This is a genomic window from Pseudomonas sp. R3-41, from assembly GCF_054161485.1.
Genome location: NZ_CP096421.1, coordinates 5899139 through 5923776, shown reverse-complemented (window position 1 = coordinate 5923776; position 24638 = coordinate 5899139). Strand labels below are relative to the sequence as shown.

Here is a 24638-nt window from a genome sequence, read left to right as displayed (position 1 = left end):
CTTCGTATGCACATGGTTTTTTGTGGGATAGATGTAAAGAGCCGTGTAAATCGTTGGCAAAACATCCTATATTCACTGCCTGCATGAGCACCGCCCAGCAGTTTTCAGATGATCCACGAATGGTTCTGAAGGCCAGGTGAACCGGGCTTCTAACGGCTTCCTGCGTCAGAGAGATCCTTGATGATCCAGATCCATCTTCCATTCCCCAGATCAACGAGAACGCCATGACTGTTAAAGAATTGACACAGGAAGCCAGGCACGAAGAAGCACTGAAGAAATATGTGCTGGATGCGCCCCAGTTGCTGGAAGAGATCAAGGACTTGTCCGCCGACGATCAGAAAGACCAGATCCAATGGGCATTCGAGGACGAGGCCGAAGCCCAGGGGCTGCAACCCTGGGAGTTGACGCTCAAGTACACCAGCACGCCTGAAGAGTTCGAGGTGCAGCGCCTTGCGTTGCACAAGGAAGCGGCCGAGGTGCTGGGTGTGGAGTGGGAAGAATACTGCGAGATGAATAATCTGGTGGTCTGAGAACACGCGGTAAGAGCGACACTGTGGCGAGGGAGCTTGCTCCCGCTGGGTTGCGCAGCAGCCCCAAAAAGAGGGGGCCGCTTCGCGGCCCAGCGGGAGCAAGCTCCCTCGCCACGGACTATCTTCGTTTCTGATTGCCCGGCGTCAGCCTGTCAGAGGCTCAGTCGCATCGACAGATCCACCGCCTTCACATCCTTGGTCATCGCCCCGATCGAGATGTAGTCCACCCCGGTCTCGGCTATCGGGCGCAACGTGCTTTCGTTGATGCCGCCGCTGGCTTCCAGTTTCGCCTTGCCACCATTGAGGCGTACGGCTTCGCGCATGTCGTCCAGGCTCAGTTCGTCGAGCATGATGATGTCGGCACCGGCCGTCAGCGCTTCTTTCAATTCCGCCAGGCTTTCCACTTCGACTTCCACCGGTTTGCCCGGTGCGATCTTATGGGCGGCGGCGATGGCCTGGGCGATCCCGCCGCAAGCGGCGATGTGGTTTTCCTTGATCAGGAAGGCATCGTACAGGCCGATGCGGTGGTTATGGCAGCCGCCGCAGGTGACTGCGTATTTCTGGGCCAGGCGCAGCCCGGGCAGGGTCTTGCGAGTGTCCAGCAACTTCACTTGGGTGCCGGCGACAAAGTCGGCCAGGTAGCGGGCCCGGGTGGCGACGCCCGACAGCATCTGCAGGAAATTCAGCGCGCTGCGTTCGCCGGTCAGCAGCGAGCGGGCCGGGCCTTCCAGATGGAACAGCACCTGGTCGGGGCTGACCCGGTCGCCATCGCGCACTTGCCAATGCACCGCGACACGCGGATCCAGCTGCCGGAACACGGCATCGACCCAGGCCGTACCACTGATGATCGCCGCATCGCGGGTGATGATGGTGGCCTTGGCCAGGCGTTCGGCGGGGATCAGTTGCGCGGTGATGTCGCCGCTGCCGACGTCTTCAAGCAACGCGCGGCGCACGTTGGCTTCGATTTCGGCGGTCAGGTCGGCGAGGCGTAGATTCGGCATAACGGGCTCCACAAACAAAGTGGCCTGGATTATAGGGTGTCGAAACCTGCATTTGGTCGCGTCCTCGCAACATTTCCTCATTTCCTCGGTCACTAGTTGCGCCGTATTTCGAGCTGCGTCACAGAGTACCGCTGGTGCGGCGGGGTTCTTTTACCCATAATCCGCCTTTCGATTGACGCCATAGCTTTGACGTCATGAACCGAAGAACCGTTTCAGGAGGCCAGGATGCACAACGACGGGAATGTAGTGCCTTTGCACAAGGTGTCTACCGATCAGGCGACTCGCTCGCCGCTCGCCCGCCTGCCTGTGATTCTGCTTCAGGTTCGCGACAAGGCCGCCCAGCAGTTGCGCCTGGGCTTGCAGGGGCTGTTCGATAACGCTGACGACACCTTGTTCGAAATGGCCGACCGGGCGCGCGATGACGTCGAGCAGAACTTGTACTTCGAGGCCATGCGGGACCTGCGCCTGAAGCGCAAAAGCATCGAGCGGGAATTCATCGAGCAGTTCTTCGAGACCTTCGTCAGCCTGGCCCAGTACGACCTGACCCACGCCACCTTGGCGCCTACCCTGGCGTCGGACGGTCAACCCCGGCGCTCCCAGGACGACCTGGAGCGGCAGTTGGCGGTCGAGGCCATGGTCGCTAGGGTGCTCAGGCGCGATGGCGTGGCGCTGGAGCAACTGACGGCCCGGCTCGGTGTGCTGCTGGCTCGACCGCTGGGCAATCAGCACAATCCCCTGAGCCCGGCACTGCTGTGCGAAAAGTTCTTGCAGGCCGGGCGCAACCTGGGCGTGGGCATCAAGGTCAAGCTGATCCTGCTCAAACTGTTCGAGCGTTATGTGCTCAGCGAGTGCGACCAACTTTATACCGAGGCTAACCAGTTGCTGGCGGCCACGGGGATCCTGCCGGAGCTCAAGGTGACGCCGGCGCGTCGGGTTTCGGATCGCCCCGAGGATAACCCCAGGCCCAACGCCGAAATCGCCGCCAAACCCAGCGATGCCGAAGTCGACGACAGCGTGCAGGAAGTGTTCGCCGCCTTGCAGAAGCTATTGATGCAAGTGCGTGGCAGCGTGGCGCCGACCCTGGAACCCAGTGTGCCGCCCCAGCCAATTTCTACCCGTGACCTGCTGCGGCTGCTCTCGCATTTGCAGCAATACGTGCCGGCGCCTGCCGTGCAGGACGAGTTCGACCTGCGTAGCCAGCTCGAACAACTGCTGACCCGGGTCAGCGTCAGGAGTGGCAAGTCCCGGGTGGTCGACGGCGCGGATGAAGATGTGATCAACCTGATCTCGATGATGTTCGAATTCATCCTCGACGACCATAACCTGCCAGATTCCTTCAAGGCCCTGATCGGTCGCCTGCAAATCCCGATGCTCAAGGTCGCGGTGCAGGACAAGAGCTTTTTCAGCCGCGGTAACCATCCGGCCCGGCGACTGCTCAACGAAATCGCGGCCGCGGCCATGGGGTGGGGCGATTGCGACGATCATCAGCGTGACAGCCTGTACTTGCGCATCGAGCAGGTCGTGCAGCGCTTGCTGAATGACTTCGTCGATGACCCGGCGATTTTCTCCGAACTGCTCGCCGATTTCCTCGCCTTCACCAGTGACGAGCGGCGCCGCAGCGAGTTGCTTGAGCAGCGTATCCGCGACGCCGAAGAAGGGCGGGCCAAGGCCGAACTGGCGCGCCAGCGTGTCGAAGGGGCGCTGAACCAGGTGATGCTGGGCAAAGTCTTGCCACAAGCGGTGGTGGAGTTCGTGCAGCAGGCCTGGAGCCAGGTGTTGTTGCTGACCTGTTTCAAGCACGGCAAGTATTCCGCCGAGTGGCAGGCTGACGTCCTGACCCTGGAGCAATTGATCTGGAGCGTCGAGCCTCACGACGAGCCCGATGCGGGCCTGCGTCTGCTGGCGATGGTGCCGGAGCTGCTCAAGGCCCTGCGTGAAGGCCTCAGCCGTTCGGCGTTCGACCCATTCGCCACCAGCGAGTTTTTCAGTGAGCTGGAAGTCCTCCATGTGCAGGCGCTCGAACGCGTGGGCCAGGCAACGGAACAGGTCCAGTCGCTCGATTCGCCGGCCATGGTCGAGGTGTCGGAAAGAATTGTTTTGCGTGCGCCGCAAAAGTCGGCGGGGGAGAGCGTGGCGGTGCATTTGCCGGCGGATGACGTCGGCCTGCTGCAGGTCGACCAACTGCACCTGGGGAGCTGGGTCGAGTTCCAGGAGGACGAGGACAATTCCCTGCGTTGCAAGCTGGCGGCGATCATCGAGGCCACCGGCAAATACGTCTTCGTCAATCGCACTGGCCTCAAGGTGCTGGAGCACAGCCGCACCAGCCTGGCCCTGGAGTTCCGCCGGGGCGCGGCGCGGCTGTTGGACGACACCCTGTTGTTCGACCGGGCGCTGGAGTCGGTGCTGGGCAATCTGCGCCAGCTCAATCGCGGCAAGTGATCGCGCAGCCCGGCCCGATCACGGCATACTGACGGCATTCACCGTCGTCATCGAAGGAACCTGTATGCAGTTGGACTCCGCGAGCGGTTGGTGCGAGGGGGTGCGTCATTGCCCGTCGCCCAACTTCAATGCGCGCCCGGAAGGCGAAATCTCCCTGCTGGTGATCCACAACATCAGCCTGCCACCGGCACAATTCGCCACGGGCAAGGTGCAGGAATTCTTCCAGAATCGTCTGGATGTCACGGAACATCCCTACTTTGCCGGTATCGCCGACTTGCGCGTCTCCGCACATTTCCTGATCGAACGTGACGGCAGCGTGACCCAGTTTGTCTCTTGTCTGGATCGCGCGTGGCATGCGGGCGTCTCGTGCTTCGAGGGGCGTGAGACCTGTAACGATTTTTCCCTGGGCATCGAGCTGGAGGGCACGGATGATCTGCCATTCACCGACGCGCAATATGTCGCATTGGTGGACCTGACCCGGCAGTTGCAAGCGGCGTTCAGGGCGATCACCGTGCAGCGTATCTGCGGGCACAGCGACATCGCTCCAGGGCGCAAGACCGATCCGGGACCGGCATTCGACTGGGCGCGCTATCGCGCGGCCCTGACAGAAGGGGAAGGACAATGAGTTTTCTGGTGTTGCTGCTGGCCGTCTGGATCGAGAAGTTCTCGGCCTTGCGCCTGCGGGTCCAGCGCGACGGCGGTTGGCTGCGCGAGCTGAACAAACTCGAGGCGAGCCCACGGTGGGTCAACCGGCCTTGGCTGGTGTTGACGGCGATGGTCCTGCTGCCCGTGGCCCTGCTGGCGTTGCTTTTGTGGGTGCTGGAGCCAGTGGCCTACGGTTTGCTGGCGCTGCCGGTGCACTTGCTGGTGGTGATTTATAGCCTGGGGCGCGGCGATCTGCTGGCCGCCCTCGGGCCGTTTCGCGACGCCTGGCGGCGGGAAGACCTGCAAGCGGCGGCTCATGTGGCCAAGCGCGACCTGGACATTGAAGCCGATGACGGTGAGCAGTTGCTGGAGCGAGTCCAGGGCCATTTGTTGTGGCAGGCCTACCAGAGCTTTTTCGCGGTGATTTTCTGGTACTTCGTGTTGGGCCCGGTCGCGGCCTTGAGCTATCGATTGCTGGCGCTGGCTGCCGAGCACAGCCAGAACCCCGGCGTCGCCGAGCGGGCCTCGCAAATGCGCCATGCCTTCGATTGGGTGCCGGTGCGGTTGCTGGCGGCGAGCTTCGCCCTGGTGGGCAATTTTGTTGCGGTCAGCCGGGTCATGTTGCATGAACTGTTGAACTGGAACATCAGCGCCGCCGACCTTATCGACAAGGCCGGTCTGGTGGCTGGCGAGATCCCCAAGCCCGTCGCCGGGCCGGACGGCATCAACAGCCTGGATCGCCTATGGGAATTGCTGCTGCGTGCGGCGGTGCTCTGGTATGCCGGGTTTGCGTTGTGGACGGTGTTGGCCTGATCAACGTAAGCAAGGTTGTAGCCAGGCGTTTTTGTGGCGAGGGAGCTTGCTCCCGCTCGGCTGCGCAGCAGCCGCAAACCCGGACAAAGCGATCTGCCTGAGCAACCCCGGGGCCTGCTTCGCAGGCCAGCGGGAGCAAGCTCCCTCGCCACAGTGTTTTTCGTGGTCCATCTCTCTCGTTAACCTTAAGTTACAAATCTCCCCGCCGATTTAGGCTATACAGGGACAGCGCCCGAATAGTGGCTTTCTGCTGTCTCCGTGCGCGCGCTCATAACAATAAGAACACTACCGGGAGACTTCCTAGTGAAGAGTTTGCTCTGGCCCGCCGTCGCGCTGATGAACCGCCTGAGCTTCGGCATGAAGTTCAGCCTGATCAGCGTGCTGTTCCTGCTGCCCATGCTGGTGACCAACTTCTTTCTGGTGCGTGATTCCTATCGGGAATTCCAGGGCACCCAGGTGGAGCTGCAAAGCCTCGACCTGCTGGGCAGCAGCCTGGCCCTGCGCCGGGACCTGGAAACCCTCAACAACCTGGTGCAGATCAATGCCAGCCTGGGCCAGTCCGGCAAGGCCGGTGATGTGGAGGCGAAGATCGGCAGCCTGGAACAACAGGTCCTCACGCGCCTGCAAGGCATGACCGCCATGGCCATCGAGCCCGAGCAGGTCAGTGCCTTCGAGGCCAAGCGTGACGAGATGATTGGCGCTTTCAAGGCCCAGCAAGCTGAAAGCTCCCTGCAGAGCAAAAGTGTGTTGATCGGCAAATTGCTCAACAGCGCCCAGATGTTCAGCCAGATCATCGCCAGCCAGGCGGGGCTGAGCCGCGACAACCAGAGCGACATCCGCCAGCTCAGCGAACTGATCATCGGCACCACCCCCAAGGTCACCCAGATCCTCGGCGAAGGCCGGGCGCTGGGTGCGTCCTCGTTGGGGCTGGGGTTTCTCAATTCGGCGTCGAGCACCCGCTTCGACGAGTTGCTGGGGCAGATCGAAAAGCTCCAGGGTGAGTACGACTTGAAACTGCAGGACGCCCTCGGTTCCAGCAAAGCGGCTGGACAAGCCCTTGCCACCCAGGCCGACGGCAGCAAAGGCACCCTGAAAAAAGCCTCGGAACTGATCGAGGAGCAGGTGGTGATGGCCGACACCCTCGATGCGCCGTGGCCGGCATTCTTTGATCAGGTCAGCGGCTTGATGGCGCAGACCTATCAATTGAACGAAGCGACCCAGGATTTTCTCGGTGTGCAGTTGCAACAGCGCCTGGAGCAGAATCGCAGCCATATGGTGCTGCAAGCCGTGGCGCTGATGGCGGTGTTCATGTTGATTTTCTACCTGTACGCCGGTTTCTACGCGTCGACCCGCACCACCCTCCAACACCTGGGCCAGATGATGGATAAGGTGGCGGCGGGGGACATGACGGTCAATTTCGTCGCCCGTAGCCAGGATGAACTGGGCGAATTGGGTGAAGTGTTCAACGGTACGGTGGCGAAGATCCACGACCTGATCGAACAGGTCGGTCGCACCGTCGCGGAAGTCGAACGCCAGGCCGGGCAGGTGGAAACGGTATCGGCCCGGAGCAACCAGGCTGTCGCTGGCCAGCGCAGCCAGATCGAACTGGTGGCCACGGCGATGAACCAGATGTCGGCCACGGCCCAGGAAGTGGCCCGCAGTGCCGCCGCCGCGGTGAGCAGCGCCCACAGCGTGAACGACGAAACCCTCAGCGGGCGCGGGCTGGTGGAGTCCCAGCAGGGCAGCATCGCCCGCTTGGCCAGCGAGATCGACCAGTCGGTGCAGGTGATCAATCAACTGGCGACCGACAGCCAGGCCATCAGCCGCGTGCTGGATGTGATCAAGAGCATCGCCGAACAGACCAACCTGCTGGCCCTCAATGCCGCCATCGAAGCCGCCCGAGCCGGTGAGCAGGGGCGTGGTTTTGCCGTGGTGGCCGATGAAGTCCGGACCCTGGCCAAGCGGACCCAGCAATCGACCGAAGAAATCGAAGCGATGATCACCCGCCTGCACGGCGGTGTCGGTGCCGCCGTCAAGGCGATGGGCACTAGCCACGAGATGGCCAGCGGCACCGTCGGCCAGTCGGAAAAGGTCCAGCAGGCCTTGGAAAATATCCTCGGTGCGGTCGGCATGATCGTCGACCAGAACCAGCAGATCGCCGCCGCTGTGGAACAGCAGACGGCCGTGGCCCATGACATCGACCAGAACATCGTCGAGATCAACCGCGCCGGCGAACGCACCGCCGAAGGCGCTCACCAGACCGAAGACGCCAGCCGTGCTTTGTCCGCCCAGGTGGTGCAGCTCAAGCAGTTGATCAATGCGTTTCGGGTGTAGCTATCGGTCGCCGATCCAATGTGGGAGCGGGCTTGCTCGCGAAAGCGGTGTATCAATCGACAAACAGGTTATCTGACACTCCGCTTTCGCGAGCAAGCCCGCTCCCACAGGAGGAATCACCAGTTGAACAGTTCGCGGGCATTGGCTGTGCTGGCCTCGGCCAGTCGCTCCGGGCTGACCCCCATGATCCCCGCCAATGCCTCGCAAATCGCCGGCAAATGCGCCGGGCTGTTGCGTTGCCCGGGGAACATCGCCGGGGCCATGTCTGGTGAGTCGGTTTCCAGCACCACCGCGTCCAGCGGAAATTGCGCCAGCACCCGGTGCATGCGCAAGGCCTGGGGCCAAGTCGCGGCACCGCCCAGGCCGAGTTTGAAGCCGAGCTTGATGTATTCGCGGGCCTCTTCGAAACTGCCGGCGAAGGCGTGGATGATCCCTGCGCGTTTGGGGCCCATGCGCTTGAGGGTCGCGATCACGTCGGCATGGCTGCGGCGCACGTGGATCAGCGCCGGCAGTTCGAACTCCACGGCCAGTTGCAACTGTGCTTCGAATAGCGCCTGCTGGCGTTCGCGGTCCAGGGTGGGGATGTAGTAATCCAGGCCGATTTCCCCCACGGCACACAATTGCCGGTGCCCGGCCAGGCGACCCAGCCATTCGCGCAACAGCGACACGTCGTCGGGTTGGTGCTGATCGAGGTACACCGGGTGCAGGCCCAAGGCGGCGTGCAGGTCCGGGTCGCTTTGCACCAGGTCCCAGACCTGCTGCCAATTGTCTCGGTACACGCCCAGTACCACCATTTGCCGCACGCCCAAGGCGCGGCTTTCGGCCAGCAGGGCCGGGCGATCCGCGTCAAAGTCCGGAAAATCCAGGTGGGTGTGGGTGTCGATCAACTCCATGCATCAATCCTGAAGAAACGTCAGCCCTGGTGGATCCGCTGCTTGAACGTCCGCGCGATGGCCTGCACGCCTGGCTGGTAATCATCGTTTTCGATGGCCGCCAGGGCCAGTTCCAGGGCCTTGTCGGCGATCAATTGATGTTGCTGGGACATGGCATTGACCGGCAGCGGCAGGAAATCCAGCAACTGCGTGTCACCGAACGTGCCCAGGCGCAGCGGACGCACCTTGAGCGGGAAGTCGTGCAGGGCGTCGAACACCCCTTGCAGCAGCACGTAGGACGTCGTGATCAACGCATCCGGCAGATGCCCCAGGCGCGCGAGCATTTCCTCCATCAATTGGCGGCCGCACTCACGGCTGAACGACTCGCCATGTTCGATCAACACCTGGCCCTCGAACCCGGCCAAGGCTTCGCGAAAGCCCGCGGCCCGTTCCTGGCTGATGCTCAGCTCGGGACGGGCGCTGATCAAGGCGATTTGCCGAGGGTGGGTCTCCAGCAGGCTGCGGGTCAGGTGCAGGCTGGCCTGGCGGTCGTCGCTGATCACCGAGCAAAACCGCGCCGGTTCCATCACCCGGTCGATGGCGATGATCGGAATGCCCTTGGCCTGCAACTGCTGGTAGCTGTCGTCGCCGGCCGGCAGGCAACTGGCGACGATCAATGCATCGCAGCGCCGGGCGCGGAACAGTTGCAACAGTTGCCGTTCACTCTCAGGTGCATCGTCGGAACTGGCGATCAGCAACTGATAGCCCCGCGCCCGTGCGCCTTGTTCCAGCAACTTGGCGATGCGGGCGTAACTGGGGTTCTCCAGGTCTGGCAGGATGAAGCCCAGGGTCCGGGTGTGCCGGCTGCGCAGCCCGGCGGCCTGGGGGTTGGGCGTGAAGCCGTGTTCCTCGACCACCGCCCGCACCCGTTCGACGGTGGCGCTGCTGATGCGTTGCTGTTCGGCCTTGCCGTTGATCACATAACTGGCGGTGGTCACGGACACACCGGCCAGTTGGGCAATATCACTGAGTTTCAACCCGGTTTTCCTTGTTTTTTCGAGTTAGCCCCGACGATAAGGGCCATCCTACCCGATTCAAGCTGACGGTCACCGTCCAAGCGCTTACGACAAGTTGCACTTCAAGGATGAGAGATTATCGAGTAACGTGCCAATCTTTCTAGATTAAACGTTTCAGCAAGCGTATTTTCAAGGCTAGCAGAATTTTTGGCCGCTCTGCCGCGATACCGCCAAAAGCTGTCCTGCAACGCTAAGCTGATTCATTCAAAACAATACCTGGCGCCAACCGGACGCCAAAAAGGAGAAAGCATGCTCGAGCTCACTCTAGAGCAGATATCCATGGCGCAGACGGCTGTGGATAAAGACGCTGCACTGCAATTGCTCGCCGACAAACTGGTGGCCGATGGCCTGGTGGCCGAGGGTTACCTCGCCGGCTTGCAGGCTCGCGAAGCCCAGGGTTCGACCTTTCTTGGCCAAGGTATTGCCATCCCCCACGGCACCCCGCAGACCCGCGACCTGGTCTATTCCACCGGCGTGCGCCTGCTGCAATTCCCCGACGGCGTGGACTGGGGCGACGGCCAGATTGTCTACCTGGCCATCGGCATCGCCGCCAAGTCCGACGAACACCTGCGCCTGCTGCAACTGCTGACCCGCGCCCTCGGCGAGACGGACCTGGGCCAGGCCCTGCGCCGTGCCGGTTCCGCCGAAGCCTTGCTGAAGCTGCTGCAAGGCGCGCCCCAGGAATTGGCCCTGGATGCGCAGATGATCGGCCTCGGTGTGTCGGCTGACGATTTTGAAGAACTGGTATGGCGCGGCGCTCGGTTGTTGCGCCAGGCCGACTGCGTGAGCAACGGCTTTGCCGGCGTGTTGCAGCAAGTCGATGCGCTGCCCCTGGGCGATGGCTTGTGGTGGCTGCACAGCGAACAGACCGTCAAGCGCCCGGGCCTGGCGTTCGTTACCCCGGACAAACCCATCCGTTACCTGGGCCAACCGTTGAGCGGTCTGTTCTGCCTCGCCAGCCTCGGCGAGGCCCACCAGGCCTTGCTGGAAAGGCTTTGCGCCCTGCTGATCGAAGGCCGCGGCCACGAATTGGGCCGCGCCACCAGCAGCCGCAAAGTGCTGGAAGTGCTCGGCGGTGAATTACCCGCCGACTGGCCCAGCGCGCGCATCGGCCTGGCCAATGCCCATGGTCTGCATGCACGTCCGGCGAAGATCCTCGCCCAATTGGCGAAAAGCTTCGAAGGCGAGATCCGCGTGCGCATCGTCGACGGCCAGGACAGCGCCGTGTCGGCCAAGAGCCTGAGCAAGTTGCTGAGCCTGGGCGCCCGTCGCGGCCAGGTCCTGGAATTCATCGCCGAGCCGAGCATTGCCGCCGATGCCTTGCCGGCGCTGCTGGCGGCCATCGAAGAAGGCCTGGGCGAAGAAGTCGAACCGCTGCCGCCGCCGAGTGCGCCACGGGAAACCGCAATGGCCGAAGTCGCGACCGTCATGTTGGCGCCCGAAGCCGGCAGCCTGATCCAGGCCGTCGCCGCCGCCCCGGGCATCGCTATCGGCCCGGCCCACATCCAAGTGTTGCAGGCCATCGATTATCCGATGCGCGGTGAATCGGCAGCCATCGAGCGCGAGCGCCTGCAAAACGCCTTGAACCAGGTGCGCCGCGATATCCAGGGCTTGATCGAACGCGCCAAGGCCAAGGCCATCCGGGAGATTTTCATCACCCACCAGGAAATGCTCGACGACCCGGAACTGACCGACGAAGTCGACACCCGCTTGAAGCTGGGCGAGAGTGCGCAAGCGGCGTGGATGGGCGTGATCGAAGCCGCCGCCAAAGAGCAGGAAGCCTTGCAGGACGCCTTGCTGGCCGAACGTGCCGCCGACCTGCGGGATGTTGGCCGTCGGGTACTGGCGCAGCTGTGCGGCATCGAAACCCCGGCTGAACCCGAACAACCCTACATCCTGGTGATGGACGAAGTCGGCCCGTCCGATGTCGCCCGTCTGGACCCGGCTCGCGTGGCGGGGATCCTCACCGCCCGTGGTGGCGCCACCGCCCACAGTGCCATTGTCGCCCGCGCCCTGGGCATTCCGGCGCTGGTGGGCGCCGGTGCGGCGGTGTTGCTGCTGGCGCCGGGCACATCGTTGCTGCTGGATGGCCAACGCGGTCGCCTGCACGTGGACCCTGACGCCGCCACTTTGCAGCGCGCCAAGGAAGAACGCGACACCCGCGAGCAGCGTCTCAAGATCGCCGCCGAGCAGCGTCACGAACCGGCGGTGACCCGTGACGGTCATGCCGTGGAAGTGTTCGCCAACATTGGCGAAAGCGCCGGCGTCGCCAGCGCGGTGGAGCAGGGCGCCGAAGGCATTGGCCTGTTGCGCACCGAACTGATTTTCATGGCCCACAACGAGGCCCCGGATGAAGCGACCCAGGAAGCCGAATACCGCAAAGTGCTCGATGGCCTGGCCGGTCGGCCGCTGGTGGTGCGCACGCTGGATGTGGGCGGCGATAAGCCGCTGCCGTACTGGCCGATCGCGAAAGAAGAAAACCCGTTCCTCGGCGTGCGTGGCATTCGCCTGACATTGCAGCGCCCGCAGGTCATGGAAGCGCAACTGCGGGCCTTGTTGCGCTCGGCGGACAGCCGTCCGCTGCGGATCATGTTCCCGATGGTGGGCAGCGTCGATGAGTGGCGCCAGGCCCGGGACATGACCGAGCGCCTGCGCCGGGAAATCCCCGTGGCAGACCTGCAACTGGGGATCATGATCGAAGTGCCGTCCGCCGCGTTGCTGGCGCCGGTGCTCGCCAAGGAAGTCGATTTCTTCAGCGTCGGCACCAACGACCTGACGCAATACACCCTGGCGATCGACCGTGGTCACCCGACCCTTTCGGCCCAGGCCGATGGCTTGCACCCGGCGGTGCTGCAACTGATCGATATCACCGTGCGCGCCGCCCATGCCCATGGCAAATGGGTCGGTGTGTGTGGCGAACTGGCGGCCGACCCACTGGCGGTGCCGGTGCTGGTGGGCCTGGGCGTGGACGAACTGAGTGTCTCGGCCCGCAGTATTGCCGAGGTCAAGGCGCGGGTCCGCGAGTTGAGCCTGGCGCAAGTACAAACCCTGGCCCAAGAGGCTTTGGCCGTGGGCAGCGCCGATGATGTGCGCGCATTAGTGGAGGCGCTGTAATGGCGAAGATTCTTACCCTGACCCTCAACCCGGCGCTCGACCTCACGGTGGAGTTGGCGCGCCTGGAGCCGGGCCAGGTCAACCGCAGCGACGGCATGCATGCCCACGCCGCCGGCAAGGGCGTGAACGTGGCCCAGGTGTTGGCCGATCTTGGTCATACGCTGACGGTCAGTGGTTTTTTGGGCGAAGACAATGCCCAAGTGTTCGAGACGCTGTTTGCCCAGCGTGGTTTTGTCGACGCCTTTATCCGTGTCCCCGGCGAGACTCGCAGCAACATCAAGCTGGCCGAGCAGGACGGACGTATCACCGACCTCAATGGCCCGGGGCCGATGGTCGACGAAGCCGCGCAGCAAGCGTTGCTGGCGCGCCTTGAGCAAATCGCTCCCGGCCACGAGGTGGTTGTGGTGGCCGGCAGCCTGCCCCGTGGCGTCAGCCCACAGTGGTTGCAGGCGCTGATCCTGCGCCTGAAAAAACTCGGCCTGAACGTGGCCCTCGACACCAGTGGCGAAGCCTTGCGCGTCGCCCTGGCGGCGGGGCCGTGGCTGATCAAGCCGAACACCGAGGAACTGGCCGATGCGCTGGGTTGCGAGGTGGTCAGCGAAGCGGCCCAGGCGCAAGCGGCGCAGCGCCTGCATGCTCAGGGTGTCGAACATGTGGTGATTTCCCACGGAGCCGATGGCGTGAACTGGTTCAGTGTCGGTTCGGCGCTGCATGCTTCGCCACCCAAGGTGACGGTTGCCAGCACCGTGGGCGCCGGCGATTCGCTGCTGGCGGGCATGCTGCACGGCCTGCTCAGTGCCGACACCCCGGAGCAGACGCTGCGCACCGCCACGGCCATCGCTGCCATGGCCGTCACGCAGATCGGTTTTGGCATCCACGACACCGCATTGCTGGCGTCGCTTGAACAGGGCGTGCGCGTGCGCCCCCTGACAGAACAATAAGAGGGTTAGCAAGAATGAAACTAGCCATTGTGACGGCCTGCCCGAACGGCATGGTTACCAGTGTGTTGTGCGCCCGCCTGCTGGACGCTGCGGCGCAGCGCCAGGGTTGGAGCACCAGTGTCGAAGTCCATGATGCGGCCCATCCGGAGCGCCAGTTGTCGGCGGCGACCCTCGAAGCGGCCGAGTGGGTGTTGCTGGTCGCCAGCGGCCCGGTGGACCTGTCGCGGTTCGTTGGCAAGCGGGTGTTCCGCAGCACACCGGCCCTGGCTCTCCAGGACGTTGATGCGGTGCTGCGTCGTGGCGCCGAAGAAGCTGAGGTCCTGGGCGAGGCCGACGTGTTCGCGCAAGAACCGGCGACTCCGACCGAGCGCGCTCCACGCCTGGTGGCGATCACGGCTTGCCCGACTGGCGTGGCCCACACCTTCATGGCCGCCGAAGCCTTGCAGCAGGCGGCGGCGCGCTTGGGTTACGACCTGAAGATCGAAACCCAAGGCTCGGTGGGCGCGCGCAATCCGTTGAGCCTCGAGGCGATCGCCGAGGCCGATGTGGTACTGCTGGCGACCGATATCGAAGTCGCCACCGAACGTTTTGCCGGCAAGAAAATTTATCGTTGTGGCACCGGCATTGCCTTGAAACAGGCCGAAGCCACGTTGAAAAAAGCCTTGGCCGAAGGCCGCCAGGAAAGTGGGGCGAGTGGCGCCGCTTCGGGGCCGGCGAAAACGGAAAAAAGCGGTGCCTATAAGCACCTGCTGACGGGCGTATCGTTCATGTTGCCGATGGTGGTGGCCGGTGGTTTGATGATCGCTTTGTCGTTCGTGTTCGGCATCGAGGCCTTCAAGGAACCTGGAACCCTGGCGGCGGCGCTGATGCAAATCGGCGGCGAAACCGCGTTCAAATTGATGGTGCCGCTGCTGGCCGGCTACATCGCCTATTCCATCGCTGACCGGCCAGGCCTGGCGCCAGGCATGATCGGCGGGTTGCTGGCGAGCACCCTCGGCGCCGGCTTCATTGGCGGGATCATCGCCGGTTTCCTGGCCGGTTACACGGCCAAGGCGATCAACCGCTATGCGCGTCTGCCCCAGAGCCTGGAAGCGCTCAAGCCGATCCTGATCATTCCGCTGCTGGCGAGCCTGTTCACCGGCCTGGTGATGATCTACATCGTCGGCAAACCGGTGGCGGGCATGCTCGAAGCCCTGACCCACTTCCTCGACAGCATGGGCACCACCAATGCGATCCTGTTGGGCGTGTTGCTGGGGGCGATGATGTGCGTCGACCTCGGCGGGCCGATCAACAAGGCTGCCTATGCATTTTCCGTGGGGCTGCTGGCGTCCCAGAGTTATGCACCGATGGCCGCGGCCATGGCTGCAGGCATGGTGCCGCCCATTGGCCTGGGGATCGCCACGTTCATCGCCCGGCGCAAATTCGCCCAGACCGAACGCGAGGCCGGTAAAGCGGCGCTGGTGCTGGGGCTGTGCTTTATCTCCGAAGGTGCAATCCCGTTCGCGGCCAAGGATCCGCTGCGGGTGATCCCGGCCAGCATCGCCGGCGGCGCGCTGACCGGTGCGCTGTCGATGTACTTCGGCTGCAAGCTCATGGCCCCCCACGGCGGCCTGTTCGTGATGCTGATCCCCAACGCCATCAACCATGCGCTGTTGTACCTGCTGGCGATCGTGGCGGGGAGCCTGCTGACGGCGGTGGCGTATGCGCTGCTCAAGCGGCCTGAGGTGGTAGAGATGGCGTTGGAGCCGGCCAAGGCCTGATTTAAGTTACACCACCCTACCTGTGGGAGCGGGCTTGCTCGCGAAGGCGGCGTGTCAGACAGCATTTTCGTTGGCTGACACACCGCATTCGCGAGCAAGCCCGCTCCCACATTTCGTTATGCGGTGTTCATGAGTTCCTGTCACACCCACTTCACACTCCCATGCTTAAGTTTTCCCATTTCAAGGGAGAACACCATGAGCGAATTCGACCTGGGCCGTCGTCGTGTAATGCAAGCCGTGGGGGCGGGGTTGTTGTTGCCGGGGCTGGCGCCGGCGGTGATCGCTTCGGTCAAGGATCGGCCGGTGCTCACCGACGGTGTGCAGTCTGGCGATTTGCAGGGCGACCGGGCGATGATCTGGAGCCGCAGCGACCGTCCGGCGCGGATGGTGGTGGAGTGGGACACCCGCAGCAAGTTCAGCAATCCCCGCCGCTTCGTCTCACCCATGGTCGATGCCCGCAGCGATTTCACCGCTCGGGTCGAACTCACCGGGCTGCCCCGCGACCAGGCGATTTTCTACCGGGTGCATTTCGAAGATGCCCAGAGCGGCGTCGCCAGCGAACCCTGGCTCGGCCACCTGCGCAGCGTGCCGCAGTTCAAGCGCGACATCCGGTTTGTCTGGAGCGGTGACACGGTCGGCCAGGGCTTCGGCATCAACCCGGACATCGGCGGCATGCGCATCTACGAAGCCATGCGCCTGCGCCTGCCGGATTTCTTTATCCACAGTGGCGACACCATCTACGCCGACGGCCCGGTGCCCGCGCAGGTGACCACGGAGGGCGGTCGCATCTGGCGTAACCTCACCACCGAAGCCAAGAGCAAGGTCGCCGAAACCCTGGATGAATATCGTGGCAACTATCGTTACAACCTGATGGACGAAAACGTCCGCCGTTTCAACGCCGAGGTGCCGCAAATCTGGCAGTGGGACGACCATGAGGTGGTCAACAACTGGTCGCCGGGCAAGCAACTGGACGAGCGCTACCAGACCAAGGATATCCACAGCCTCGTGGGCCGTGCGCGCCAGGCCTGGCTGGAATACGCGCCGATGCGCCGGCAGAAGGCCGACGGCGGCGGACGCATCTACCGCAAGCTCGGTTACGGGCCGCTGCTGGATGTGTTCGTGCTGGACATGCGCAGCTACCGCGAAGCCAACGACGCCAACCTCGGCGCGGCCAAACCGTTCCTGGGGCGTGAGCAGTTGAATTGGCTCAAGCGCGAGTTGAAGCAGTCCCGGGCCCAGTGGAAAGTCATCGCCGCCGACATGCCCATCGGCCTCGGTGTGCCGGACGGCGAGGTCAGCCCCGGCGTGCCACGCTGGGAAGCGGTCGCCAATGGTGACCCGGGCGCGGCCCAGGGGCGCGAAGTGGAAATCGCCGAACTGCTCGGTTACCTGCGCAAGCATCAGGTGCGCAACTACGTCTGGCTCACCGCCGACGTTCACTATTGCGCCGCCCATCACTACCACCCCGAACAGGCCGCGTTCCAGGATTTCGAACCGTTCTGGGAGTTCGTCGCCGGGCCATTGAACGCCGGCAGCTTCGGGCCCAACGCCCTGGACAAGACCTTCGGCCCGGAGGTGGTGTTCCAGAAAGCCCCGCCGGCCCAGAACACCTCGCCATTCGCCGGGTATCAGTTCTTTGGCGAGGTGAACATCGACGGGCAGAGCGGGGAGATGGGCGTGGTGTTGCGGGATCTGGAGGGCGTGGCGGTGTTCGAGAAGAAGTTGCAGCCGGTTTGAACCAAGGATCACAGAGTTCCCCTGTGGGAGCGGGCTTGCTCGCGAAGGCGGTGTGTCAGTTGGCAGACGTGTTGTCTGACACGCCGCCTTCGCGAGCAAGCCCGCTCCCACAGGATGTTGTGTGTTCTTGAAGTTTGTCAGTAGACATCCCGTCGATACCGCCCCTGCTCGATCAGCCGTTCCACGGCCTCGTGCCCCAGCACGCTGTTGAGCACGTGGTCCACGCCGGAGGCCATGCCCTGCAAGCTGCCGCAGACATAGATCACCGCACCGTCGGCCAGCCATTGCTTGAGCAGCGCGGCCGATTCCAGCAGGCGGTCCTGGACGTAGATCTTCTGCTTCTGATCCTGGGAGAACGCCAGGTCCAGGCGTTCCAGGTCGCTGGAGGTCACCCATTCCTGCAGCTCATCACGGCAGTGGAAATCGTGCTCGCGATTGCGCTCGCCAAACAGCAGCCAGTTGCGCTGCATGCCTTCGGTGACGCGGGCCTTGAGCAGGCTGCGCAGGCCCGCCAGGCCGGTGCCGTTGCCCAGCAGGATCATCGGCACGCCCTGGGCCGGTAGGTGGAAGCTGCTGTTGCGGCGCAGTCGCAGGCTGATGGCGCTGCCCAGCGCTGCGTGCTCGGTCAACCAGCCGGAACCGACGCCCAGGCTGCCGTCGGGGTGGCGTTCCTGGCGCACGATCAGCTCCAGCACGCCGTCGGCCGGGATCGAGGCGATGGAATATTCGCGTATCGCCAGCGGTGCCAGCGCATCCACCAGGGCCTGGGCATGCAGGCCGACCAGATGGGCGCGGTTTTCCGGCAACTGGCGGGTCGCCAGGGCCTGGTCGAGGCTCTGGGACAGGTCATCGACCTGCACGCGCGCGTGGCCGGCGAGGCCGAGGCCATCGAGGAAATGTTCGATGGCCGACAGGTCATTGCGCGGCAGGATTTCCACCAGGTCACCGGCCAGCCAACTGCTCGGCCCGGGGGCGGTGAGGCCCAGCAGGTACACGCCTGAGCCGCTGCTGTCGGGGTTGAGCAGGGTGCGTTGGCTCAGCGTCCAGTTTTCGAAGCGGGGGGCCTGCCAGGTCTGCGCGGGCGCGTGTCCGGTCAGTTCGGCCAGTTGTTGTTGCCAGTGACGCAGGGCGTAAGGGTCGCCACTGTCGACTTCCACCGGCGCGAACAGGGTCTTGCCGCCGTGTTCCGCCAGCCAGGCGTGCAGTCGCCGGGCGAAGCCGCAGAAATGTTCATATTGACGGTCGCCCAGGCCCAGCACCGAATACTGCAGGCGCTCCAGGCTCAAGGCTTGGCCCAAGACCTTGCGTTCGAAACCACGGGCACTGTCCGGGCCTTCGCCGTCGCCGAAGGTGCTGACGACAAACAGTGCGTGGGTGGCGTTGTTCAGGTCTTGCTCACGCACACCGGCCAGTGGCTGGACGTTCACGGGCAAGCCGGCGGCCTGGAGTTGGCCGGCGGTCTGCCAGGCCAGTCGCTCGGCGAAACCGCTTTGGCTGGCGAAACCGATCAGCCAGGCCGGTGCATCGGTCGGGTTGGCGCTCAGGGCCTGGCGGGCGTTTCTGGCCTGGCGCTGCTTGCGGCGACGGTCCAGGTACAGCAACCAGCCGGTGATGAAGAACAGCGGCATGGTCAGCGCGGCCACGGTGACCAGGATCCGCCCGACCAAGCCGAAATAGCTACCGATATGCAGGGCATAGACGCTGGTGAGCAACTGTGCCTTGAGGCTCTTGTCGCTGTAGCGGCTGTGCCGGCTGACGACGCCAGTGGCCGGGTCGAGGATGAGCTGGTTCAGTGCCCGGTCGTGGGGCGAGTTTTTCAGCAGGTAGAACACGGTCGCCGGTTGCCCGGCCACGGGCGGCATGCGCACGTTATAGGCCGACAGCCCCGGGCCGGCGGCGCTGTAGATGCTGCTCCACATGGCCCGGTAATCGGCCACGGGAAGTGGACCGCTCGGCGCCGGGCCACGATTGCGCACCCGTTCCTCTTTAGGTGAATCGGAGAGCAGGCGGGTCACGCCTTTGTTGTACCACTCGTAGGACCAGGTCAGCCCGGTCAGGGCCGCCAGCAGATAAAACACCAGGCACCAGGTGCCCGCCACGGAGTGCAGGTCCCAATTGAAGCCGCGGCCTTTTTTTCGCCAATCGAGGGTCAGCCAGGCGCGCCAGTTTTTCCACTGGCGCGGCCAGCGCAGGTACAACCCGGACAGGCAGAAGAACACCAGGATCAGCGTGCAGGCACCGGTGATCTGCCGACCCACGTCGTCCAGGGTCAGGACGCGGTGCAGCCTGAGCATCAGGCCGAAGAAATCCTGGCCGGTCACCTCACCCATGAACTGTGCGGTGTAGGGGTTGAAATAGCGCATGGCGCCGCGCTTTTCCCCGGGGGGCGCGGCGAAGATCACCCGTGCGGCGTTGCCGCTGTCGGTCTCGACCCAGAGCATGGCGACGGTCTTACCGGCGGCGGCTTCGATCTGTTCCACCAGTTCGGCGGGCGGCAGGACGCCGGCCGGCTGTTTCGCCACCGTCAGCACCTGCGGGTTCAAGGCCCGCAGGATTTCATCCTGGAACGACACCACCGCCCCGGTAACGCCCATCAACGCCAGGACCAGCCCGGCACTGATGCCGAAAAACCAGTGCAACTGGAACAGGGTTTTCTTCAACACGTCGCCTGCCTTGTTCATTTACTGTTCATCACGGCGTGCATTATGCCGTGTGTTATCGAGAAGCATTCATAAACACACCTAAAAGCCTCGATCATTTGCATGAACGGGCAGGCGACGAAATCCTGTGGGAGCGAGCCTGCTCGCGAAGAGGCCGGTACATCCAACATCTTCGCCGACTGGAACACCGCCTTCGCGAGCAGGCTCGCTCCCACGATTGGAGCGGAGTGCGACCGGAAAAAAAACGGCGCCTTTCATTTCTGAAAAGCGCCGTTTTTTATTACGCAACAGGGCAAGAGCTACGAGCTCAAACGCCCAAACACATCACACGTAAAACGATTTCAGCGGCGGAAAGCCATTGAATTCCACCGCGCTATAGCTGGTGGTATAGGCCCCGGTCGACAGCCAATACAGGCGATCACCAATGGCCAGGTTCAACGGCAACCCGTACTTGTAGTTCTCATACATGATGTCGGCGCTGTCGCAAGTCGGGCCAGCGATGACCACTTCTTCCATCTCGCCTTTCTTCTCGGTCCAGATCGGGAACTTGATGGCTTCGTCCATGGTTTCGATCAGGCCGGAGAATTTGCCCACGTCCGTATACACCCAACGCTCGACGGCGGTACGGGACTTGCGCGCCACCAGCACCACTTCGCTGACCAGGATACCGGCGTTGGCGATCAACGAACGGCCCGGTTCCAGGATGATTTCCGGCAGGTCGTCGCCGAAGTCTTCCTTGAGGAAACGGATGATTTCCTCGGCGTAGGTTTCCAGGCTGTTGGTGCGGGTGATGTAGTTGGCCGGGAAGCCGCCACCCATGTTGATCAGCTTCAAGACGATGCCGTCTTCTTCCTTCAGACGCTCGAAGATCACCTTGACCTTGGCAATGGCCGCGTCCCAGACGCTGATGTCGCGTTGTTGGGAGCCGACGTGGAACGAAATGCCGTACGGCACCAGGCCCAGGTCGCGGGCCAGGATCAGCAGGTCCATGGCCATGTCGGTCTGGCAGCCGAACTTGCGCGACAACGGCCAGTCAGCGGTGGTCGAGCCTTCGGTGAGAATCCGCACATAGACCTTCGAGCCCGGCGCGGCCTTGGCGATGTTGCGCAGGTCGGCTTCGGAGTCGGTGGCGTACAGGCGCACACCCTTCTCGTAGAAGTAGCGAATGTCCTTGGATTTCTTGATGGTGTTGCCGTAGCTGATCTGCTCCGGGCCGACGCCACGGCTCATGACCTTGTCCAGCTCATAGATCGAGGCGATGTCGAAGTTCGAGCCTTTCCCCTTGAGCAGGTCGATGATTTCCACCGCCGGGTTGGCCTTGACGGCGTAGTAGACCTTGGCGAACTCGAAACCGGCGCGCAGGTCGTCATAGGCCTGGGAGATCATCGCGGTGTCGATCACCACGAACGGGGTTTCCTGCTTGTCGGCGAACGCTTTCATTTTCTGAAAAGTTTCGCGCGCGAAATAATCTTCGACCTGGATCGACATACTTGGGACTCCTACTGGCAAACATCAGGATCAATGGGTTTGAGGGCAGCAACCCTCGCGAACGTCCTCCGTATCCCCACTTTGGTTCGCCTACTTCCCAAGGCATGTCGCCGAAAGCAAAAAGGCCATGGGACGCTTGATTCCCTTGGCCTTGCTGTCTCGTCGTCAGTACTTGAGCCGGATGGATCGTTTCCAGCATGGACGTTCGGCGCGAACTTTAGGGCGTGAGGGGCCTGAGATCAACTAAAAATGTCGCGTTTTTGCACGTCTCCGTCGTGCGGCCCGCGACAGCTCATGATGTAACCGACCGGTGTGACAGGTTGATGTTCCCCCGGATTGGTATTCGAGCCTGCTCGATATGGCTTTTGCCTTTGTGGCGAGGGAGCTTGCTCCCGCTTGAGTGCGAAGCGCTCATCGCTTTTTTGGGGCCGCTGCGCGACCCAGCGGGAGCAAGCTCCCTCGCCACAATGGCAGTCGCCGTTGACTAGGCTGAGGCAGTCTCGGCCGGCGAGACAATGCTGGTCTTGCCCCCGCGCGAGCGCCCCGAGCTCAGGTACTCGGCAATCGATTCCTGGGTCACTTCGCCAAGGAACACCCGCTCGGCGTCCAGCACCGGCAGCCACGAGCGGTTGAACTCGTACATGCGCGACAGCAGGATCCGCAGGTGTTCGTCGTAGGCGGCGGTGGCGTTGAATTCCCGCAGGTATTGTCCGCACGTGCCGGTCTGGCGGTGCAGGTCGCGACGGCGGACGTAACCCAGGGCCTTGTTCTCGGCACAGGTGACCACCACGTAGCGCCGGTCGTGTTCGTCCATCAGTTCCAACGCCTCGGCCACCGGCGTCTCGGGGCTGACCGACGGGGCGTTGTCCGCCGCGTCTTCGGCCTTGACCAGCAACAGCCGCTTGAGCGTGCTGTCCTGACCAACGAAGTTGCTGACGAACTCGTCGGCCGGATGCGCCAGCAGCGTGTCCGGGTGATCGCATTGCACCAGCTTGCCGGCGCGGAAGATCGCGATCTTGTCCCCCAGCTTGATGGCCTCGTCGATGTCGTGGCTGACCATGATCACGGTCTTGTTCAGCGCCCGTTGCATCTCGAAGAACTCGTTCTGGATCATCTCGCGGTTGATCGGGTCGACCGCGCCGAACGGTTCATCCATCAGCAGCAGCGGCGCATCGGCCGCCAGGGCGCGGATCACGCCGATTCGTTGTTGCTGGCCGCCGGACAACTCCCGGGGATAGCGATGCAGGTATTGCTTGGGTTCGAGCTTGATCATGCTCATCAATTCGCGGGCGCGGTCGTGGCATTTCTGCTTGTCCCAGCCGAGCAGGCGCGGAACCACGGTGATGTTTTCCTCGATGGTCATGTTCGGGAACAGGCCGATCTGCTGGATCACGTAGCCGATGTTGCGGCGCAGGGTCACTTCGTCGAGGCCGGTGGTGTCTTCGCCGCTGATCAAGACCTTGCCCGAGGTCGGCGGGATCAGCCGGTTGATCATCTTCAGCGTGGTGCTCTTGCCACAGCCCGACGGCCCGAGGAACACGCAGATCTCGCCTTCGTTGACGGTCAGGTTCACCGAGTCCACGGCTTTTACATCCTTGCCGTTGCTCTTGAAGGTTTTGCTGAGGTTTTGAAGTTCGATCATTTGAGGAGTCCTTTTGGAGTCAGCGAGCGTTGCAGCCATTGCAGAAGCAGGTCGGCGAAGATGGCCAGGAGGCTGACCAGCACGGCGCCGACGATCAGCATCGACATGTCGCTGCGGCTGATGGAAGCGAGGATGAGCACGCCCAGGCCACCGGCGCCGATGGTGGCGGCGATGGTCATGACGCCGATGTTCATCACCACGGCGGTGCGCACGCCGGCCAGGATCACCGGCACGGCGATGGGCAGTTCGACCATGCGCAGGCGCTGGCCGAAGGTCATGCCGATGCCGCGGGCGGCTTCACGGATGCCCGGTTCGACGCCGGTCAGGGCCAGGTAGGTGTTGCGCATGATCGGCAACAGCGAATAGAGAAACACCGCGGTGATCGCCGGCATTGGCCCCAGGCCTTGGCCGAACTTGGAGTAGAACGGCAAGAGTAGGCCGAACAGCGCGATTGACGGGATCGTCAGCAGCACCGTGGCGCTGGCTTGCAGAGGGCCGGCAAGCGCCGGGAAACGGGTCATGAAAATGCCCAGTGGCACACCGATGACAATCGCCAGGGTCACGGCGATGCCCACCAGGGTGATGTGCTGCCAGGTCAGGTGCAGCACCAGCGGCCAGTCCAGATGGGAAAAGGCGTCAAGAAAATCCATGGCTTTTCCTCCAGGTCATTGGGTTGAGAGCAGCGAATGCTGGCGCAGGAAATCGGCGGCAACGGCCGAGGGGCTTTCGTGATCGACGTCCACCCGGGCGTTGAGCTGGCGCATGGTTGCGTCATCAAACAGCTCGGCCAGCGGCTTGAGCTGCGCGGCCAGTTGCGGATGCGTATCGAGGAATGCCTGGCGTACCACCGGCGCGGCGGTGTAGTCGGGGAAGTAGTGCTTGTCGTCTTCCAGCAGCTTCAATTTGAACGCATTCAGGCGCCCGTCGGTGGTGTAGACCAGGCCGGCGAAGACTTGGCTGTTGCGCAGGGCGGTATAAACCAGGCCCGCGTCCATTTGCCGGATGTTCTTGCGGGTCAGGTTCATGTCGTACTGTTCGACCATGCCGGCCAGACCGTCGGAGCGATTGGCGAACTCGGTGTCCAGGGCCACCAGATGGTTCTCGTCGGCCTCGGCCTGCAACACGGTGTTCAACTGGCTGATGGAATTGATCTGCGGGTATTTCTTCGCGACTTTCTCCGGCAGGGCCAAGGCGTAGGTGTTGCTGAATTTCGACGGCGTGAGCCAGACCAGGCCTTTTTTCGCGTCGAGTTCTTTCACCCGAGCGTAGGACTGGGCGCTGTCGAGTTTCTCGGTGACATGGTTGTAGGAAACCAGTGACACGCCGGTGTATTCCCACAGAAGGTCCAACTGCCCGGTTTCATGGGCGCTGCGGGCCAGGTTGCTGCCCAGGCCGCCGGTAATCTGCGCGTCGTAGCCTTTGCTGCGCAGGTATTGGGCGGTGATTTCCGCCAGCAAGGTCTGCTCGGTGAATACCCGGGCGCCGAGGCGGATCAGCGGTTTTTCTGCGGCTTGGGCAAAACCTGCGAACAGCAACAGGCAGCCCAGGATCAAGCTCAACTTCTTCATAACGATTCCTTTATCCAG

17 protein-coding genes and 1 pseudogene are annotated in these 24638 nt (G+C 63.1%); 10 read left to right on the top strand and 8 right to left on the bottom strand.

What is annotated here, in order from left to right; genetic code table 11:
- The first annotated feature begins 224 nt into the window (after nt 1-224).
- The gene (locus tag M1D99_RS25625) at nt 225-530 is read left to right on the top strand and encodes a DUF6388 family protein (RefSeq protein ID WP_434572387.1); all 306 of its coding nucleotides are present in this window, start codon (nt 225-227) and stop codon (nt 528-530) included.
- Nucleotides 531-682: 152 nt separating this feature from the next.
- Here M1D99_RS25625 and nadC read toward each other — a convergent pair whose 3' ends face one another.
- Entirely contained in the window at nt 683-1531 is an 849-nt protein-coding gene (gene nadC, locus M1D99_RS25620; RefSeq protein ID WP_186705990.1) for a carboxylating nicotinate-nucleotide diphosphorylase, read from the bottom strand.
- Nucleotides 1532-1756: 225 nt separating this feature from the next.
- On the opposite strand from nadC, the gene M1D99_RS25615 reads away from it, so the two are divergent.
- The 5 genes and pseudogenes from M1D99_RS25615 to M1D99_RS25595 all read left to right on the top strand — a co-directional run bounded on the left by M1D99_RS25615 (nt 1757) and on the right by M1D99_RS25595 (nt 7762).
- Nucleotides 1757-3970: a DUF1631 domain-containing protein gene (locus M1D99_RS25615; protein WP_434572383.1), complete on the top strand. Its 2214-nt coding sequence runs from the start codon at nt 1757-1759 to the stop codon at nt 3968-3970.
- A gap of 64 nt (nt 3971-4034) precedes the next feature.
- Complete coding sequence (gene ampD / locus M1D99_RS25610; RefSeq protein ID WP_186729519.1) at nt 4035-4595, top strand: 1,6-anhydro-N-acetylmuramyl-L-alanine amidase AmpD; 561 nt, start codon at nt 4035-4037, stop codon at nt 4593-4595.
- Nucleotides 4592-5428, top strand: coding sequence for a regulatory signaling modulator protein AmpE (gene ampE / locus M1D99_RS25605; RefSeq protein ID WP_458130961.1), 837 nt, complete (start codon nt 4592-4594; stop codon nt 5426-5428). Before ampD ends, ampE begins: the two co-directional genes overlap by 4 nt.
- Nucleotides 5429-5764: 336 nt before the next feature.
- Nucleotides 5765-6856: pseudogene (locus M1D99_RS25600) on the top strand (methyl-accepting chemotaxis protein); the annotation flags it as partial.
- The gene (locus M1D99_RS25595) at nt 6833-7762 is read left to right on the top strand and encodes a methyl-accepting chemotaxis protein (protein ID WP_434576616.1); all 930 of its coding nucleotides are present in this window, start codon (nt 6833-6835) and stop codon (nt 7760-7762) included. The pseudogene M1D99_RS25600 and the gene M1D99_RS25595, both read left to right, overlap by 24 nt.
- A gap of 116 nt (nt 7763-7878) precedes the next feature.
- Here M1D99_RS25595 and M1D99_RS25590 read toward each other — a convergent pair whose 3' ends face one another.
- Both M1D99_RS25590 and cra read right to left on the bottom strand, forming a co-directional pair.
- Nucleotides 7879-8655 carry a TatD family hydrolase gene (locus M1D99_RS25590; protein ID WP_458130960.1) on the bottom strand — a complete coding sequence of 259 codons (777 nt, stop codon included), beginning with the start codon at nt 8653-8655 and terminating at the stop codon, nt 7879-7881.
- A 20-nt stretch (nt 8656-8675) separates the two neighbouring features.
- Nucleotides 8676-9671 (bottom strand): catabolite repressor/activator, encoded by a 996-nt coding sequence (cra, locus tag M1D99_RS25585; protein WP_458130959.1) that lies wholly within the window; start codon nt 9669-9671, stop codon nt 8676-8678.
- A 288-nt stretch (nt 9672-9959) separates the two neighbouring features.
- On the opposite strand from cra, the gene ptsP reads away from it, so the two are divergent.
- From ptsP to M1D99_RS25565, 4 genes are all read left to right on the top strand, one after another.
- A complete protein-coding gene (gene ptsP / locus M1D99_RS25580) occupies nt 9960-12824 on the top strand; it encodes a phosphoenolpyruvate--protein phosphotransferase (protein WP_458130958.1) in 2865 nt (954 codons plus the stop codon).
- A complete protein-coding gene (gene pfkB / locus M1D99_RS25575; RefSeq protein ID WP_434572373.1) occupies nt 12824-13765 on the top strand; it encodes a 1-phosphofructokinase in 942 nt (313 codons plus the stop codon). The genes ptsP and pfkB overlap by 1 nt, the downstream gene beginning before the upstream one ends.
- A 14-nt stretch (nt 13766-13779) precedes the next feature.
- The gene (locus M1D99_RS25570; RefSeq protein ID WP_458130957.1) at nt 13780-15525 is read left to right on the top strand and encodes a PTS fructose-like transporter subunit IIB; all 1746 of its coding nucleotides are present in this window, start codon (nt 13780-13782) and stop codon (nt 15523-15525) included.
- Nucleotides 15526-15720: 195 nt separating this feature from the next.
- Entirely contained in the window at nt 15721-17262 is a 1542-nt protein-coding gene (locus M1D99_RS25565; RefSeq protein ID WP_434572369.1) for an alkaline phosphatase D family protein, read from the top strand.
- A 137-nt stretch (nt 17263-17399) separates the two neighbouring features.
- On the opposite strand, the gene M1D99_RS25560 is transcribed toward M1D99_RS25565, so the two are convergent.
- From M1D99_RS25560 to M1D99_RS25540, 5 genes are all read right to left on the bottom strand, one after another.
- Nucleotides 17400-19925, bottom strand: coding sequence for a PepSY domain-containing protein (locus M1D99_RS25560; RefSeq protein ID WP_458132164.1), 2526 nt, complete (start codon nt 19923-19925; stop codon nt 17400-17402).
- Between the two features lie 321 nt (nt 19926-20246).
- Nucleotides 20247-21410, bottom strand: a complete 1164-nt coding sequence (locus M1D99_RS25555) for a type III PLP-dependent enzyme (RefSeq protein WP_186706001.1) — start codon at nt 21408-21410, stop codon at nt 20247-20249.
- 484 nt (nt 21411-21894) lie between these two features.
- Nucleotides 21895-23052 carry an osmoprotectant ABC transporter ATP-binding protein OsmV gene (locus tag M1D99_RS25550; RefSeq protein ID WP_458130956.1) on the bottom strand — a complete coding sequence of 386 codons (1158 nt, stop codon included), beginning with the start codon at nt 23050-23052 and terminating at the stop codon, nt 21895-21897.
- Nucleotides 23049-23702, bottom strand: coding sequence for an ABC transporter permease (locus M1D99_RS25545; RefSeq protein WP_030139812.1), 654 nt, complete (start codon nt 23700-23702; stop codon nt 23049-23051). Before M1D99_RS25545 ends, M1D99_RS25550 begins: the two co-directional genes overlap by 4 nt.
- A 15-nt stretch (nt 23703-23717) precedes the next feature.
- Nucleotides 23718-24620 carry a glycine betaine ABC transporter substrate-binding protein gene (locus M1D99_RS25540; protein WP_458130955.1) on the bottom strand — a complete coding sequence of 301 codons (903 nt, stop codon included), beginning with the start codon at nt 24618-24620 and terminating at the stop codon, nt 23718-23720.
- Nucleotides 24621-24638: the final 18 nt, after the last annotated feature.

Bases quoted from the DNA above. Each gene is read 5' to 3' on its own strand.
- M1D99_RS25625 (WP_434572387.1), top strand. From the start codon at position 225: ATGACTGTTAAAGAATTGACACAGGAAGCCAGGCACGAAGAAGCACTG.
- nadC (WP_186705990.1), bottom strand. From the start codon at position 1,531: ATGCCGAATCTACGCCTCGCCGACCTGACCGCCGAAATCGAAGCCAAC.
- M1D99_RS25615 (WP_434572383.1), top strand. From the start codon at position 1,757: ATGCACAACGACGGGAATGTAGTGCCTTTGCACAAGGTGTCTACCGAT.
- ampD (WP_186729519.1), top strand. From the start codon at position 4,035: ATGCAGTTGGACTCCGCGAGCGGTTGGTGCGAGGGGGTGCGTCATTGC.
- ampE (WP_458130961.1), top strand. From the start codon at position 4,592: ATGAGTTTTCTGGTGTTGCTGCTGGCCGTCTGGATCGAGAAGTTCTCG.
- M1D99_RS25595 (WP_434576616.1), top strand. From the start codon at position 6,833: ATGACGGTCAATTTCGTCGCCCGTAGCCAGGATGAACTGGGCGAATTG.
- M1D99_RS25590 (WP_458130960.1), bottom strand. From the start codon at position 8,655: ATGGAGTTGATCGACACCCACACCCACCTGGATTTTCCGGACTTTGAC.
- ptsP (WP_458130958.1), top strand. From the start codon at position 9,960: ATGCTCGAGCTCACTCTAGAGCAGATATCCATGGCGCAGACGGCTGTG.
- pfkB (WP_434572373.1), top strand. From the start codon at position 12,824: ATGGCGAAGATTCTTACCCTGACCCTCAACCCGGCGCTCGACCTCACG.
- M1D99_RS25570 (WP_458130957.1), top strand. From the start codon at position 13,780: ATGAAACTAGCCATTGTGACGGCCTGCCCGAACGGCATGGTTACCAGT.
- M1D99_RS25565 (WP_434572369.1), top strand. From the start codon at position 15,721: ATGAGCGAATTCGACCTGGGCCGTCGTCGTGTAATGCAAGCCGTGGGG.
- M1D99_RS25555 (WP_186706001.1), bottom strand. From the start codon at position 21,410: ATGTCGATCCAGGTCGAAGATTATTTCGCGCGCGAAACTTTTCAGAAA.
- M1D99_RS25550 (WP_458130956.1), bottom strand. From the start codon at position 23,052: ATGATCGAACTTCAAAACCTCAGCAAAACCTTCAAGAGCAACGGCAAG.
- M1D99_RS25545 (WP_030139812.1), bottom strand. From the start codon at position 23,702: ATGGATTTTCTTGACGCCTTTTCCCATCTGGACTGGCCGCTGGTGCTG.
- M1D99_RS25540 (WP_458130955.1), bottom strand. From the start codon at position 24,620: ATGAAGAAGTTGAGCTTGATCCTGGGCTGCCTGTTGCTGTTCGCAGGT.